Genomic DNA, 14813 nt, shown 5'->3' with positions numbered 1-14813 from the left:
ATAGCAGAGAAAGGAGGAAAGAAGGGCTTTGGTTTCTGTCTTGTGCTGTTTTTACTCTCTAATGTTATGGCAGTTGTGAATACTGACAAGTGAGGGTAAAAAAGACAAAGATTTGAATCCTTGCCTTTTACCTTTTAAACAATTTAGCGAAACAGATCTACAATGGTATCCCAAACTGTCTGAGCTTTTTCTTTAATCTTAGCATCTGAAATAGCTTTTCCTGCTTCATCGACCAGATTTTGTGCTCGTCCACGAATATCTGATAGTATATCGTCAGACTGTGCACTAGTGTCACTTGTAGTTTTTTTAGGTACGTTTTCTGGTGCAATGCCATTCATTTTATAAGCATTTTCAACTGTAAAGGTGCTACCTGGTGTATATGGTAGGATTGTTTCCGCCATACTTCTAAAAATGTGAGCAGCACCATTCGAAGTCGAACCTGCTAGATAATGATTTTCATCGGTAGTAGGGAAACCAAGCCAATGGCTAATTACTATATCTGGTGTATAACCAATCACCCATTGATCACTGGTATATTCTGGGTTAAAGGCTGCCTCTGTTGTTCCTGTTTTTCCAGCCATGACATAATCATCTGGAGACGAACTGACCCCTGTACCATTTGTAAAAGTACCTAACATCATACTGGTCATTTTATCAGCTACCGATTTGTCAACCACTCGTTTTTGAGTATTTTTATGAGTAGCAATCACTTGACCACTAGCATTTTCAATACGGGTGATAAAGTGAGCATCCGGCATGAGTCCTTCATTTGCAAACACTGCGTAGGCTTGGGCCATTTGAAGAGGGTTCGTTTCTACGCCACCACCTAAAGCTACTCCAAGCACACGATCTACATCGCTCATGTCGAGACCAAACTTTTCCCCCGCTTCAAAGGCTTTATCAATTCCAAGTTCTTTAACAGTAGCTACTGCAGGTAAATTTAGAGATTTAGCCAAAGCTTGATACATGGGTACTTCTCGTGATGTCTTGATTCCTGCGTAGTTGTCTACTTTATAATCACCATATTGCATGGTATGATTATCCAACTCCTTATTAAGAGACCAACCCGCTTCAACCGCTGGTGTGTACACTATCAAGGGTTTAATAGTCGACCCTGGGCTTCTTTTTGATTGGGTTGCATAGTTAAAATTCCTGAAACCTGTCTTATCATCCCCTGCCACTCGACCAACAACTCCTCGAACTCCACCCGTTTTTGGCTCCAAAGCGACACTACCAGACTCTGCATGTGTCCCATCTTCAGCTGTCGGAAAGAGCGAAGTGTTTTGATAGATAACCTGCATATTTGCTTGGTAATTTTGATCTAGCTCCGTATAAATTCGATAACCGTTATTAACGATTTCTTCCTCTGTTAGATTATACTTTTCAATAGCTTCATTAACAACTGCATCAAAATAAGAAGGATAACGGTAGTCTGATATTTTCCCTTCATAACTATCTTTCAATTGAGAAGCCATATCAACACTTGCTGCTTCTGCTTCCTTATTTTTATCAAGGTAGCCGGCAGCCACCATATTTTGCAAGACAGTATCTCTTCGATTAGTTGAATGCTCAATGGAATTCAGAGGATTGTACAATTCTGGGCCTTTAAGCATACCTGCTAAAGTGGCGGCTTCATCAAGAGTTAATTCTGATGCCGAAACTCCAAAGTACTTCTTACTAGCATCCTCAACACCCCAAACTCCATTACCGAAGTAGGCATTGTTCAAATACATGGTTAGAATTTCTTTTTTACTGTATTTTTTGGTTAATTCTAAAGCAAGGAAGAATTCTTTAGCCTTTCTCTGAACAGTTTGGTCTTGTGAAAGATAAGCATTTTTCGCTAACTGTTGGGTAATTGTAGAACCACCACCCGATCGACCAGCTGTTAGGATAGCTAGGAAAAAGCGACTATAGTTAATTCCACTATTTTTATAGAAGCTTCTATCTTCTGTCGCAATAACAGCATTCTGCAAATCTTCACTAATTTCCGAAAGTTCAACATAGGTCCCTTTTTGGCCTGACAAGGCACCAGCCTCATTCTCTTCTCTGTCAAAAATCACCGTTCGTGTTTTCAAAGCATTCTGTAAGTCTGTAACATTTGTCGATTTAGCCAAGGCAAATAGATAGACCCCAACAAACAAGCTTGCACTTAGTCCGAGAATTAGAAAAATTTTGGTCAGATGATAGCGACGCCAAAATTTTCGAATGGGTCCGACTTGGCCAACTTTCTTTCGCCCACCTCTTGACCGTCTTAAATTAGTCGAGGTATTTTCTTCATTATTAGCTTCGTCGATTTCTATTTCTTCCATTTTAGCTTCTTCTTTTTTAAATAAAGAAAGAAACTTTTCAAATAATGTATCTAATTTCATGCGTTTATTTTATCATCTTCCCCATAGGAAGACAAGAATTTAGCTAGTTTCTCTATCCAAATAATCTATTTTTTGTTACAATATCTGTATGAAATTTACCTTTGTTATCCCTGACTCTCTTCCTGAAATGACTGTCAAAGTCTTCTTGGAGGAGCAACTACTCATTCCGAGAAAAATACGGCATTTCTTGAGAATTAAAAAGCACATTCTCATCAATCAAGAAGAAGTCCACTGGCATCAAACTGTCAAATCCGGAGATGAATGTCAACTGATTTTCGACGAAGAGGATTATCCTACAAAAGAAATTGTTTGGGGAAATCCTAATCTTGTCCAAGAAGTCTACCAAGACCAACATTTGATCATCGTGAACAAACCCGAAGGTATGAAAACTCACGGAAATCAACCAGAAGAAATTGCACTTCTCAATCATGTCAGCGCCTATGTAGGCCAGACTTGCTATGTTGTCCATCGGCTAGATAAGGAAACGAGCGGCCTCATCCTCTTTGCTAAAAATCCATTTATACTGCCCATCCTCAATCGATTATTGGAGAAAAAAGAGATTTCCCGCGAGTACTGGGCTCTGGTTGAAGGAAAAGTAGGTTCTAAAGAACTTATCTTCCGAGATAAAATAGGTCGCGATCGTCACGATCGTAGAAAACGGGTGGTGGATTTCAAAAATGGTCAATATGCTGAAACTCATGTAACTCGATTGAAGCAATTTCAAAACAAGACCTCTCTGGTCCGCTGTAGATTAAAAACAGGTCGAACACATCAGATTCGGGTTCATCTATCTCACCATGGACATTCAATCCTTGGAGATCCTCTCTACAATCCACATTCAAAAACAAAGAGACTGATGCTTCATGCATTTAAATTATCCTTTATCCATCCTCTGACCTTAAACCAATTAAGCTTTACTGCGCTATCAGGCACATTTGAAAGAGAATTAAACCAAAATGGATGACACTATCATCCATTTTTTCTTATAGATACAAAAAAAGCAAGACCAGTTGGCCTTGCTTTTATCAACTCAAGAATTATTTAGCGATTTTAGCAAAGTATTCAAGAGTACGTACAAGTTGTGCAGTGTATGACATTTCGTTGTCGTACCATGAAACAACTTTAACCAATTGTTTACCGTCAACGTCAAGAACTTTAGTTTGAGTTGCGTCAAACAATGATCCGTAAGACATACCTACAACATCTGAAGATACGATTGGATCTTCTGTGTAACCGTATGATTCATTGGCTACTGCTTTCATAGCTGCATTCACTTCATCAACAGTAACGTTCTTTTCAAGAACAACTACCAATTCAGTTACTGAACCAGTTGGTGTAGGAACGCGTTGTGCAGCTCCGTCAAGTTTACCGTTCAATTCTGGGATTACAAGACCGATAGCTTTAGCAGCACCAGTTGAGTTAGGTACGATGTTAGCAGCACCAGCGCGAGCACGACGGAGGTCACCTTTACGGTGTGGTCCATCAAGGATCATTTGGTCACCAGTGTAAGCGTGGATAGTAGTCATCAATCCTTCTACAACACCAAAGTTGTCTTGAAGTGCTTTAGCCATTGGAGCCAAGCAGTTTGTAGTACATGAAGCACCTGAGATAACTGTTTCAGTACCGTCAAGAACGTCGTGGTTAGTGTTAAATACAACTGTTTTAACATCTGATCCACCAGGAGCAGTGATAACAACTTTTTTAGCTCCACCTGAGTGCAAGTGTTTTTCAGCAGCTGCTTTAGTAGCAAAGAAACCAGTTGCTTCAAGAACGATTTCTACACCGTCGTTAGCCCAGTCAATTTGTTCTGGATCACGTTCAGCAGAAACTTTAACGAATTTACCGTTAACTTCAAATCCACCTTCTTTAACTTCCACAGTTCCGTCGAAACGACCTTGAGTTGTGTCATATTTCAACAAGTGTGCAAGCATAACTGGATCTGTAAGGTCGTTGATGCGAGTAACTTCAACACCTTCTACGTTTTGGATACGGCGAAAAGCAAGACGACCGATACGTCCGAAACCGTTAATACCAACTTTAACTACCATTAGTGATTTCCTCCTTATGAAAATCATGAAAATTTTATTGTGAAAAGAGTAACTTGAATCACTACAAATCACCTTTCAACATACCTATTATATAACTATTTGAGTTTAATTGCAAGCGCTGGCCTTGTTTTTCTGATAAGCTTTGGCAATATTTTCATTTCTTTACTTAGCCTTGCAGCCTACTCCAATTCTATGCATTTCTTAATAAAAACATATTCTCTAAGCATAAAAAACCGAGGTTTACCCTCGGTTTTGGCTGATAATTAATTATTTACGGCGTCCTGGTCTTTCTTTGTAACCATAGTAAGCATCTTCGATGATTTCTTGCATATGGTCAACCATTGGAAGACGTGGGTTTGCAGGTGAACATTGGTCTTCATAAGCAAGGAAGGCCAACTCACGTGAATGTTCTTTCCATTCTTTTTCGTCAACACCTTGTGCTTTGAAGTTCATTTCGATACCTACGCGCTCACCGAGTTCGTAAACAGCTTTTGCAAAAGATTCAACCCCTTCTTCTGGTGTAGAAGCTGGAAGTCCAAGCATACGAGCGATATCTTGATATTTCTCGTCTGCACGGTAGTAGTTGTACTTAGGCCATGTAGCTGTCTTAGCTGGGCGAGTACCGTTGTAACGGATAACGTATGGAAGCAAGATTGCATTTGTACGACCATGGATTGTGTGGAATTGCGCACCAATCTTATGGGCCATTGAGTGAGAAATACCTAGGAAGGCATTGGCAAAGGCCATACCAGCGATTGTTGAAGCGTTATGCATTTTCTCACGTGAGTGGAAGTCTGCATTCTTAACTGAGCTTTCAAGGTTTTCGAATACAAGTTTGATGGCTTGAAGAGCAAGTCCGTCAGTATAGTCGCTAGCCATTTGCGATACGTATGCTTCAGTTGCGTGAGTCAATACGTCCATACCAGTATCAGCAGCAACAAATCCAGGCACTGTCAATACCAAGGCAGGGTCTACGATTGCCACAGTTGGTGTCAATGAGTAGTCAGCGATTGGGTATTTACGGTTGTTTGCTTTATCAGAGATAACGGCAAATGGAGTTACTTCAGATCCTGTCCCAGATGTAGTTGGGATAGCGATGAATTTAGTCTTCTTACCAAGCAATGGGAATTTGAAAGCACGTTTACGGATATCCATGAATTTTTGGACAAGGTCACGGAAGTCCACTTCTGGTTGCTCATAGAAGAGCCACATTACTTTAGCAGCATCCATTGGTGAACCACCACCAAGAGCGATGATTGTATCTGGTTTGAAAGCACGCATGATCTCAGTACCACGTTCAACTGTAGTGATATCTGGATCTGGTTCTACATCTGCAAAGATTTGGTAAACAACCTTATTGCGACGAAGGTCAAGTTGTTCGATGATACGATCAAGGAAGCCAAGCTCTACCATAGCGTGGTCAGTAACGATCATGACACGCTCAACATCACGACATTTTTGAAGGTATTGAATTGAATCACGTTCAAAGTATGTTTTTGAAGGAAGTTTCATCCATTGCATGTTATTTCTCCGTCTTCCGACTTTTTTGATATTCAAGAGGTTAATGGCGCTAACGTTATCCCCAACTGAGTTACGTCCGTAAGAACCACATCCGAGTGTCAATGATGGCAAGAAGGCATTATAAACATCCCCGATACCACCGAAAGTAGAAGGTGAGTTACAGATAACACGAATAGCTTTAACAGCTTTACCAAATTCTTTAGTCAATTCTTCATCAGCTGTATGGATGGCTGCTGAGTGTCCAAGACCGTTAAATTCAACCATTTGACGAGCTTTAGCAATACCATCTTCACGGCTTTCAGATTTCAAAACTGCGATAACTGGCGACAATTTTTCACGAGTCAATGGCTCGTTTTCACCAACTTCTTTACATTCTGCGGCAAGAATGTTTGTTCCTTCAGGAACAGTAAATCCTGCTTGTTCTGCAATCCAAGTTGCTGGTTTCCCAACGATGTCAGCGTTCAATTTTGCACCAGCACAGTTTTTGCTGTTTGCTTTCACGCCGAAGCAGAACTCTTCAAGAAGAGCTTTTTCTTTTTTGTTTACAAAGTAAGTGTGATAAGATTTGAACTCTGCTACAAATTCATCGTAAATTTCTTTATCAATGATAACCGCTTGTTCAGATGCACAGACCATACCATTGTCAAATGATTTAGACATTACGATATCGTGAGCAGCTTGGCGGATGTTAGCTGATTTTTCAACATAAGCTGGAACGTTTCCGGCACCTACCCCAAGAGCTGGTTTACCACATGAGTATGCAGCTTTAACCATGGCATTACCACCTGTTGCAAGGATTGTTGCAATACCTTCGTGGTTCATCAATGCACTAGTTGCTTCCATAGATGGTTCAGTAATCCACTGTACACAGTTTTCAGGAGCACCTGCTTTAATCGCTGCATCACGAACGATTTGAGCTGCGTGAGCTGATGATTCTTGAGCTGATGGGTGGAATGCAAAGACAATAGGATTACGAGTCTTCAATGAAATCAACGCTTTAAAGATTGCTGTTGAAGTTGGGTTAGTTGTTGGAGTGATACCACAAACAACACCAACTGGTTCAGCGATAAGAGTCAATCCTGTTACATCATCTTCTTCGATAACACCAACTGTTTTAGTGTGGCGCATGTTATTTACCACGTGCTCACAAGCAAATAGGTTTTTAGTTGCTTTATCTTCAAATACTCCACGTCCTGTTTCTTCAAAGGCATGTAAAGCCAATTCTCCGTGAGCATCAAGTGCAGCAACTGAAGCTTTTGCTACGATATAATCGACTTGATCTTGATCAAGTTTACGCATTTCTTCAAGGGCAACTAAAGCTTTTTGCACCAAACCATCGACATGCTTTTCGGCAGCGAGTTTCTTTTCTTCTGGTGTTACAGTTTTTTTATCAGCCATATTTTCCTCCATAGCTTTCAAGGATCACAAGTCCTTTGTTAATTTTTTCACAAGATTATTATAACTCTTTTTTAAACGTTTGTAAACAGTTTCATAGACATTTCACAAACTTTTTTTATTTGTTTGTGAAAACAATTTCAAATATACCCACACATGCACTTTTTCACTTAAAGTTTGTGAATTATTCCATAAAAGTTTTATTTTTCACAAACTTAGTTGTAAAAGAGTCTTGTAAGCCGTTTTTATTTCCATGTAAGCGCTTTCTGTCGGTCTGGAAGAATACCTCCTTCTAGGAGGAGGTTATTGTGCTTGTTGAAATAAACCTTGTTTGAAGTCCCCTTCATAGACTACTTCTTGTTCGGTAGTCAGTTTTCCTTTTCCTTCAGCTTGGCCATTTACAAAGTCTCCCTCATATACCCAACCTGCTTTAGCTTGGTAGGTACCTTTACCATTGAAGGCACCATTGTTAAATTCTCCAGTATAGGTATCACCGTTTGAGAAGGTAACAGTGCCCTGACCATTCATCTTACCACGAACTAGGCTCCCGTCATAAATAATAGCATCGTTATCAAGCTTAAGAACGCCCTGTTTTGGAAGATTGGTCAGAAATACGAGACCTGCACAGACAACAATGACGATTACTGTCGCAATTTCTAAACGGGGACGTGTTAAATAGACACTATATTTTTCATAGAGTTGTTTTAAATTTTCCATGTTCACTCTCATTTTCTAAGCGACTTAACCAAGCCTGGCAACCAGTTAAAACTCGGTCATAAGTTTCTTCAAAATCACCTGTATACCAGGGATCTGGAACGCTTTCAGATGCAAAAGGCTGTATCTTGTATTGTTGTTCTTGTGGACACATCTGACGCAAATCAGCGAGATTAGACTCATCCATCCCAATGATATAGTCAAAATACTCAAAATCTTTTTTAGAAATTTGTTGGGAAGTTTTTGAAGTATCATAAGGAACGCCATGACTTCGAAAGATGCCTTGCGTTCCTTTGTGGATTGGATTACCGTGTTCCCAGGAAGAAGTCGCACGACTTTGAATCTCATATTTATCGGTCAGGGATTTCATTACAAATTCCGCCATAGGACTACGACAAATATTGCCAAGACAGACAAAGACAACTTTTTTCATCATTGTTCCTCTCATTTATAGAAAAACGGGAATGCATTCCACCCCGTTTTATTCTTCAATAGCACTGCCTTCTTCGATAACTGCACCTTCAGGTGTGACAGCTTCTTTGACTGGCAAAACTGTTCTAATTGCACCTAATTCGAAAGTCAAGTATACTCCGTCTACATCAAGTACAATCGTTTTGTTTTCAGTATCAACTTCGTCGACTGTACCGTAGAGACCACCGATAGTGATTACTTCGTAGCCTTTTTGAAGTTTGTTGAGGCTCTCCATACGTTTTTCAGCTTGTTTCTTTTGAGAACGTTGCATGAAAAACATCAAGCCAAACATCAAAACAAGCATAATCAAGAATGTTAAATTCCCACCCATTATTTTTTCTCCTTTGTAATTCAGATAAAACTACTATATCAAATTTCACTTGTTTTTACAAGATTGCACCTTGATTTTAGGTCAATAAAAAACCAGAGCAAATGCCCTGATTTTTCTTATTTCAAATTGTTTACAAGTTCTACTAAGTTTTCAACTGTAAACCCATACGCTGCTAAAACTTTTGGCGCTGGCGCAGACGCTCCAAAGGTATCAATACCAAGAACTGCTCCATCAAGACCAACGTATTTATACCAGTTTTGAGTTGCTCCCATTTCAACTGCTACACGACGACGAACTGCATTTGGTAAAATCTCTTCTTTGTATGCTGCATCTTGTGCATCAAATACATCTGTAGATGGCATGCTGACTACGCGAACTTTTCCACCTTGGCTTGCCAATTCTTTAGCGGCTGCAACAGCGAGATTAACCTCTGAACCAGTCGCAATCAAGATAGTGTCGAAGTCTGCTGCATTTTCATAAACGACATAAGCACCTTTCGCAACCTTGTCAAAGTCTGTTCCTTCCTCAACAGTCAAGTTTTGACGAGTCAAGACAAGAACAGTCGGTGTTTTCTCGCTCTTCACTGCTTGATACCAAGCTGCTTGTGTTTCACGTGCATCAGCAGGACGGAAAACATTAAGGTTTGGAATCGCACGAAGACCTGCCAAGTGCTCAATTGGTTCATGAGTTGGACCATCTTCACCAACTGCGATTGAATCGTGAGTGAAGACATAAGTAACCGGAAGACCTTGTAAAGCTGACAATCGAACCGCTGCCTTAAGGTAGTCTGAGAATACGAAGAATGTTCCTCCGTAAACACGAAGTCCACCGTGAAGAGCCATTCCGTTCAAGACCGTTCCCATTGCAAATTCACGAACACCAAATTGGATGTTACGATTTAAGCGATTTGCATCATCTTGAAGCCCATCAGTTTTGATGTAAGTCATGTTTGAATGAGCAAGGTCAGCTGATCCACCAAGGAAGGTTGGCAATTTAGCAGCCACAACATTCAAGGCATCCTGACTTGAGTTACGAGTTGCTTGAGAGAAGCCATTTTCTAAAGCTGGGAAGTCTTCTGGAGTCACCTCAACTGGATCGCGTCCTTCGATAATTGCTTCCACTTCTGCAGCCAGTTCTGGGTGAGCTTCTTTATAATCTGCGACTAGTTTTGTCCATGCTTCATAGGCTGATGCGCCACGGTCTGCAACATTTTCTTTGAAATCAGCATAAACTTGTTCTGGGATTTCAAATGGCTCATAGTTCCAACCAAGTGCCTGGCGTGTTGCCGCAGTTTCATCCGCGCCAAGAGGGGCACCGTGTACGGCATTAGTCCCTTGTTTATTTGGAGAACCATAACCAATAACAGTTTTCACTTCAATCAAAGATGGTTTTCCTGAAGCCTTAGCTTCTTCAATAGCAGCATGAATAGCTTCTAAGTCTGTTCCATCTTCTACCAAAGCTGTATGCCAACCATAAGCATTGTAACGATCGCGGACACTTTCTGTGAAAGAATCTTTTGTCTCACCATCCAAGTTGATATCATTTGAATCATAAAGAACAACCAACTTGTCAAGCTTTTGCAAGCCTGCATAAGAAGCAGCTTCACTTGAGACACCTTCCATCAAGTCACCATCTCCACAAATAACGTAAGTGTAGTGGTCAAAGATGTTATAACCTTCACGGTTGTACTTAGCTGCAAGGAAACGTTCTGCTTGTGCAAAACCTGTCGCAGTCGCAATCCCTTGTCCTAGAGGACCTGTTGTTGCATCAACTCCTGCTGTATGACCAAATTCTGGGTGACCTGGTGTTTTAGAACCCCATTGACGGAAGCTCTTCACTTCATCCATGCTCACATCTTCAAATCCTGAAAGGTGAAGAAGGGCATAAAGAAGCATTGATCCGTGACCAGCTGAAAGAATGAAACGGTCGCGGTTAATCCAGTTTGGTTGAGCTGGATTGATACGAAGTTCTTTAGTGAATAGGCTGTATGCCATCGGTGCAGCTCCCATAACCACCCCTGGGTGACCTGAGTTGGCTTTATTGATAGCGTCAATACCTAGAAAACGAATCGCATTAACAGATAGATTTGACATAGAATTTCCTTTCTCTTTGAGGTGATAGGTCTATCACATATTCTATTTGTACTATTATATGAAAATTATCCGTATCGTGCAACATACGGATAACCTCCAGAAAAAATTTTTATATTAAAGCAAGGCTTTGAATTGGATATTTGAGTCTTGTTCGAAGCAGTCATCAAAACCACGTGGGTGATGATATTCTATTAAGTGTTGGTCTTGAGGATAAGTGTATTTACCACCAACTTCCCAGATAAATGGATGGAAATCGTATTGCAAGCGATCTTTTCTCATTTTCCAAAGTTCTAGGATTTCATTCGTAGAAGCCATGAAGTTAGACCAGATATCATAGTGAACTGGAATAATGACTTTTGCACGAAGATTTTCTGCCATGCGAAGTAGGTCGATAGAGGTCATTTTATCTTGGATACCAACTGGATTTTCACCATAGTTATTCAAAGCAACATCAATTTTGAAGTCTTTACCATGTTTCGCAAAGTAGTTTGAGAAGTGAGAATCCGCACCATGATAAATGGTTCCACCTGGTGTTTCAAAGACATAGTTAACAGCCTTTTGAGCCATTTCTTCATCTGTAACAGCTAAACCAGCAAGTTCGCCACCTGTCTCATCAGCACCGTTCACTGGTAGCGTGACCAAGCAAGTACGGTCAAATGATTCTACTGCATGAATCTTCATGTCTTTTAGTTCAATAGTATCACCTGGTTTGACAACAATGATGCGTTCTTTTGGAACACCCCATCCTTCCCAGATTCGTCCACAATGGTAAGGGCCGATAAACTTAACATGTTCTAACTTAGGATTATTGAGAATTGCTGCAGCTGTGTATGGGTCGATATGGTCGCTGTGGAAGTGTGAAACCAAGTAGTAATCTAGTTCGTTAATTGCAAATGGATCAATAACCATTGGCTGAACTCGCAAGTTTGGTTGCAACTTACGAACACCTGCCATATTTGCCATTTGGTGTCCGCGAACCATATCTTTCACTTTTTTAGTTGATTTTCCACGGTTTGACCAAAGGTCCATGACAACGTTAGCACCACCTGGTGTTTTAATCCAAGTACCACAGTTGCCTAGCCACCACATGGCAAAGTTGCCTTCAGGAACGACCTCTTCTTCGATTTCTTCGTTCAACCATGTTCCCCACTCTGGGAAAGTAGCTAAAATCCATGATTCTCTTGTAATTTCTTTTACGTTTGGCATTTGAAATCCTCCATATTTTGTTCAAGTATTTATTTCATACTTAGTATAACACCGACCGATATATTAAAAAAGACCAAGAAAAACACAGGCTTGTGTTCATCATTGGACTGTGATGTTTATGATTCATCTAAAAAAGCTTGGATGACTAATTCTTGGTTGATTAAAAGTTGAATTTCTTCTTGTAATTTTGCTGCAGCGTGTTTATCAGATATATAGGTAGCAATAATTGTTAAGAGATTATCCTTGAAGGTTCGACCATCTTTTCGAAGAACCTTATTTTTCATAAAGTCTGTTATGCGTAAAATATCTTCTGCCTCAAGTATAGGGTTTACCTTTAGCACTGGGAAGCGACTCTCAAGCTCATCGTTTGTTGTAATAAGTAAATCAACCTGAGTAATATCCTCCACGCTTTTGAACTGCTCAGTGGTAAAGACTGCCCCAATCTGTTCGTTTGGAAGATAGAAGCGACATTGTTTAAGTAAGAGTTTAGAAACGCCCACTCCTTCATCACACACAATATAAATCTTCTTGGTATTGTTTTGAATCGATGGAGTATACTTTAAAAATCCTCCAACGTGAATGGTCAGATAGGCAATCTCATCATCCGTCAATCGAATCTGCCAGGCTTCTTCTAGCACTTCAGCACATTTTTTTGTAATTACGAAAAGCTCACTATACTTGGAACGAATCTGCCGAGTTAGAGGATTTTTTGAGAAGATCCCATAATTTTTTCTAAATAGTAGAGCCTTACAATGAATCACGAGATTCCTCAACAAATCTTCTTTCTGTTCAATCTCCATTCTGGTTTGGGATTCAAAATACCAAATAAACTCTTCTAAAGCCATTCTCAAATGCTGAAAATCTTTACTTTCTGCATGGATGTCTCGATCTTTTCGATAGGATAACAAAAGAATAGCTAACAGAGATCTATCTAATTCCGAAAACGAGATGCTAAATGTTTCAAACAAGCGCTCTCCTAGTTTTTTTGATACCTGATATTCAATTCTCTTTCGAATCAGTGAAAATTCTTGCTCAATTTCTTTATGCTTATCCTGATTATGAGTAACGGTATCACATCCAAGTAGAAGATAAGGGAGAACCTGTAGCATAAAAGTGACTTCGTGATGGTTTATTTTTTTCCCCAAATCCTGCTCAACCAATGGAACCTGTTTTTCGAGGAATTGATTGACCTCATCAGAAAGAAGCATCTCACCTTCTAATCGCTCCTTGATTTTCTCCTCTAAAATAGCTACAAAGGCTGGGTTCTCCTCTATAAAGATATGATAGAGAAGGGATTGAAGATACTGAATTTTATTAAGAGGGTGTGCATTCAAGTAGTAACCGCGAGATTTACTAACTTGAAGCGTTACTTGATACTGCTCTAGTGTCAGCTGGTAACGAATAGTATTTAAATCATTTAGGACCGTATTTCGAGAGACTTCTGTTAATTCCATGAGTTTTTCAAGCGTGATTCTCTCTTTAGAAATACCAATCAGAAGGAGCATCAGCTGCATCCGCTCGTTTGCACTCATGATGTAATCATAAGAATCAACCTCGTCTAATAATTGACGACATGCTTCTCTTTGTTCATCGGTCAAGTAAATACCAATCCGAGGCAGACTGATGATATGCAAATTCTCATCGTCCAAAGCATCATTGATTTTATCAATGTGATAGTAGATTTTTCTTCGAGATTGAGCTAGATCTTTTGAAATCGTCATAATCGTTTTGGACGTTTCTTGATCCATCAAATATTGAAGCAAGTCACAGCTCGCCTTATCTAATACCATAATTCATACTCCTCTATTTGTCAATCGCTTCCAAAACAACTTTATAATGGTATCACATTCGTACAGACTTTGCAATTATATGCTGTAAACTCTTAACAGTGGATACTTACAACTACAAAAGCGAGGCTTGGATCGAAAGGTCCTAGCCTCTTTTCAATTCAATTTCTTATTTCTTTTGACCGTAATAAGCATTTGGTCCATGTTTACGTTGGTAGTGTTTTTCTAGGATGTACTGAGGAGCAGGTTCAACCCTTGGATTGATTTGCTCTGTGAAGCGATTCATCTTAGATACTTCCTCTAGTACAACAGAGTGATAGACAGCATTCTCTGGGTTTTTGCCCCAGGTGAATGGACCGTGATTACGTACGACAATCCCTGGTACTTCAACAGGGTTGAGACCACGACGTTCAAACTCTTCTACGATAACTAGGCCAGTGTCTTTTTCATAGGCTACTTCTACTTCATCCTTAGTCAAACTACGAGCGCAAGGGATTGAACCGTAGAAATAATCCGCATGGGTTGTTCCATAGAAAGGAATATCACGACCTGCCTGAGCCCAACCAACGGCTTCAGTCGAATGGGTATGGACCACACTAGCAATCTCTGGCCAAGCCTTATATAACTGCACATGAGTTGGAAGGTCAGAAGATGGTCTTAAATCTCCTTCTAGAACCTTGCCATCCAGGTCAGTTACCACCATATTTTCAGGTGTCAATTCGTCATAATCCACACCTGATGGTTTGATAACAATGACACCGAGTTCGCGATTGACTTCCGATACATTGCCCCAGGTAAATTTAACAAGTCCATGTTTTGGCAATGATTGATTGGCATCACAGACTCGTTTACGCATATCATTAATTACTTGATTCATC

The 14813-nt window shown here is 40.1% G+C and carries 11 protein-coding genes; 1 reads left to right on the top strand and 10 read right to left on the bottom strand.

What is annotated here, in order from left to right; translation table 11 throughout:
- Positions 1–143: 143 nt before the first annotated feature.
- Positions 144–2369 carry a penicillin-binding protein PBP2A gene (gene pbp2a, locus AB2B50_RS06415; protein ID WP_320692757.1) on the bottom strand — a complete coding sequence of 742 codons (2226 nt, stop codon included), beginning with the start codon at positions 2367–2369 and terminating at the stop codon, positions 144–146.
- Between the two features lie 88 nt (positions 2370–2457).
- On the opposite strand from pbp2a, the gene AB2B50_RS06410 reads away from it, so the two are divergent.
- Positions 2458–3333, top strand: a complete 876-nt coding sequence (locus AB2B50_RS06410; RefSeq protein WP_320692756.1) for an RluA family pseudouridine synthase — start codon at positions 2458–2460, stop codon at positions 3331–3333.
- Positions 3334–3406: 73 nt separating this feature from the next.
- On the opposite strand, the gene gap is transcribed toward AB2B50_RS06410, so the two are convergent.
- The 9 genes from gap to AB2B50_RS06365 form a co-directional block, all read right to left on the bottom strand.
- The gene (gap, locus tag AB2B50_RS06405; RefSeq protein ID WP_320692755.1) at positions 3407–4417 is read right to left on the bottom strand and encodes a type I glyceraldehyde-3-phosphate dehydrogenase; all 1011 of its coding nucleotides are present in this window, start codon (positions 4415–4417) and stop codon (positions 3407–3409) included.
- Positions 4418–4684: 267 nt separating this feature from the next.
- Positions 4685–7336 (bottom strand): bifunctional acetaldehyde-CoA/alcohol dehydrogenase, encoded by a 2652-nt coding sequence (gene adhE, locus AB2B50_RS06400; protein WP_049510067.1) that lies wholly within the window; start codon positions 7334–7336, stop codon positions 4685–4687.
- 300 nt (positions 7337–7636) lie between these two features.
- Positions 7637–8050 carry an MORN repeat-containing protein gene (locus AB2B50_RS06395; RefSeq protein WP_075226726.1) on the bottom strand — a complete coding sequence of 138 codons (414 nt, stop codon included), beginning with the start codon at positions 8048–8050 and terminating at the stop codon, positions 7637–7639.
- Positions 8025–8480 carry a low molecular weight protein-tyrosine-phosphatase gene (locus AB2B50_RS06390; protein ID WP_025171293.1) on the bottom strand — a complete coding sequence of 152 codons (456 nt, stop codon included), beginning with the start codon at positions 8478–8480 and terminating at the stop codon, positions 8025–8027. Before AB2B50_RS06390 ends, AB2B50_RS06395 begins: the two co-directional genes overlap by 26 nt.
- A 48-nt stretch (positions 8481–8528) precedes the next feature.
- Positions 8529–8849, bottom strand: coding sequence for a preprotein translocase subunit YajC (yajC, locus tag AB2B50_RS06385; protein ID WP_000509386.1), 321 nt, complete (start codon positions 8847–8849; stop codon positions 8529–8531).
- A 116-nt stretch (positions 8850–8965) separates the two neighbouring features.
- Positions 8966–10942, bottom strand: coding sequence for a transketolase (tkt, locus tag AB2B50_RS06380; protein ID WP_320692754.1), 1977 nt, complete (start codon positions 10940–10942; stop codon positions 8966–8968).
- A gap of 114 nt (positions 10943–11056) precedes the next feature.
- On the bottom strand, positions 11057–12148 hold the full coding sequence (gene ulaG, locus AB2B50_RS06375; protein WP_006153413.1) for an L-ascorbate 6-phosphate lactonase: 1092 nt from the start codon (positions 12146–12148) through the stop codon (positions 11057–11059).
- A 116-nt stretch (positions 12149–12264) separates the two neighbouring features.
- On the bottom strand, positions 12265–13938 hold the full coding sequence (locus AB2B50_RS06370; RefSeq protein WP_320692753.1) for a BglG family transcription antiterminator: 1674 nt from the start codon (positions 13936–13938) through the stop codon (positions 12265–12267).
- A gap of 166 nt (positions 13939–14104) precedes the next feature.
- Positions 14105–14812, bottom strand: a complete 708-nt coding sequence (locus tag AB2B50_RS06365; protein ID WP_075230987.1) for an L-ribulose-5-phosphate 4-epimerase — start codon at positions 14810–14812, stop codon at positions 14105–14107.
- Between the last annotated feature and the right edge of the window lies 1 nt (position 14813).

This window comes from Streptococcus fermentans (genome assembly GCF_040888305.1).
Classification (GTDB): domain Bacteria; phylum Bacillota; class Bacilli; order Lactobacillales; family Streptococcaceae; genus Streptococcus; species Streptococcus fermentans.
This window is presented reverse-complemented; position numbering and strand designations above follow the sequence as displayed.

Excerpts from the sequence above, each read along its gene's own strand:
- pbp2a (WP_320692757.1), bottom strand. The coding sequence starts at position 2,369 with ATGAAATTAGATACATTATTTGAAAAGTTTCTTTCTTTATTTAAAAAA.
- AB2B50_RS06410 (WP_320692756.1), top strand. The coding sequence starts at position 2,458 with ATGAAATTTACCTTTGTTATCCCTGACTCTCTTCCTGAAATGACTGTC.
- gap (WP_320692755.1), bottom strand. The coding sequence starts at position 4,417 with ATGGTAGTTAAAGTTGGTATTAACGGTTTCGGACGTATCGGTCGTCTT.
- adhE (WP_049510067.1), bottom strand. The coding sequence starts at position 7,336 with ATGGCTGATAAAAAAACTGTAACACCAGAAGAAAAGAAACTCGCTGCC.
- AB2B50_RS06395 (WP_075226726.1), bottom strand. The coding sequence starts at position 8,050 with ATGGAAAATTTAAAACAACTCTATGAAAAATATAGTGTCTATTTAACA.
- AB2B50_RS06390 (WP_025171293.1), bottom strand. The coding sequence starts at position 8,480 with ATGAAAAAAGTTGTCTTTGTCTGTCTTGGCAATATTTGTCGTAGTCCT.
- yajC (WP_000509386.1), bottom strand. The coding sequence starts at position 8,849 with ATGGGTGGGAATTTAACATTCTTGATTATGCTTGTTTTGATGTTTGGC.
- tkt (WP_320692754.1), bottom strand. The coding sequence starts at position 10,942 with ATGTCAAATCTATCTGTTAATGCGATTCGTTTTCTAGGTATTGACGCT.
- ulaG (WP_006153413.1), bottom strand. The coding sequence starts at position 12,148 with ATGCCAAACGTAAAAGAAATTACAAGAGAATCATGGATTTTAGCTACT.
- AB2B50_RS06370 (WP_320692753.1), bottom strand. The coding sequence starts at position 13,938 with ATGGTATTAGATAAGGCGAGCTGTGACTTGCTTCAATATTTGATGGAT.
- AB2B50_RS06365 (WP_075230987.1), bottom strand. The coding sequence starts at position 14,812 with ATGAATCAAGTAATTAATGATATGCGTAAACGAGTCTGTGATGCCAAT.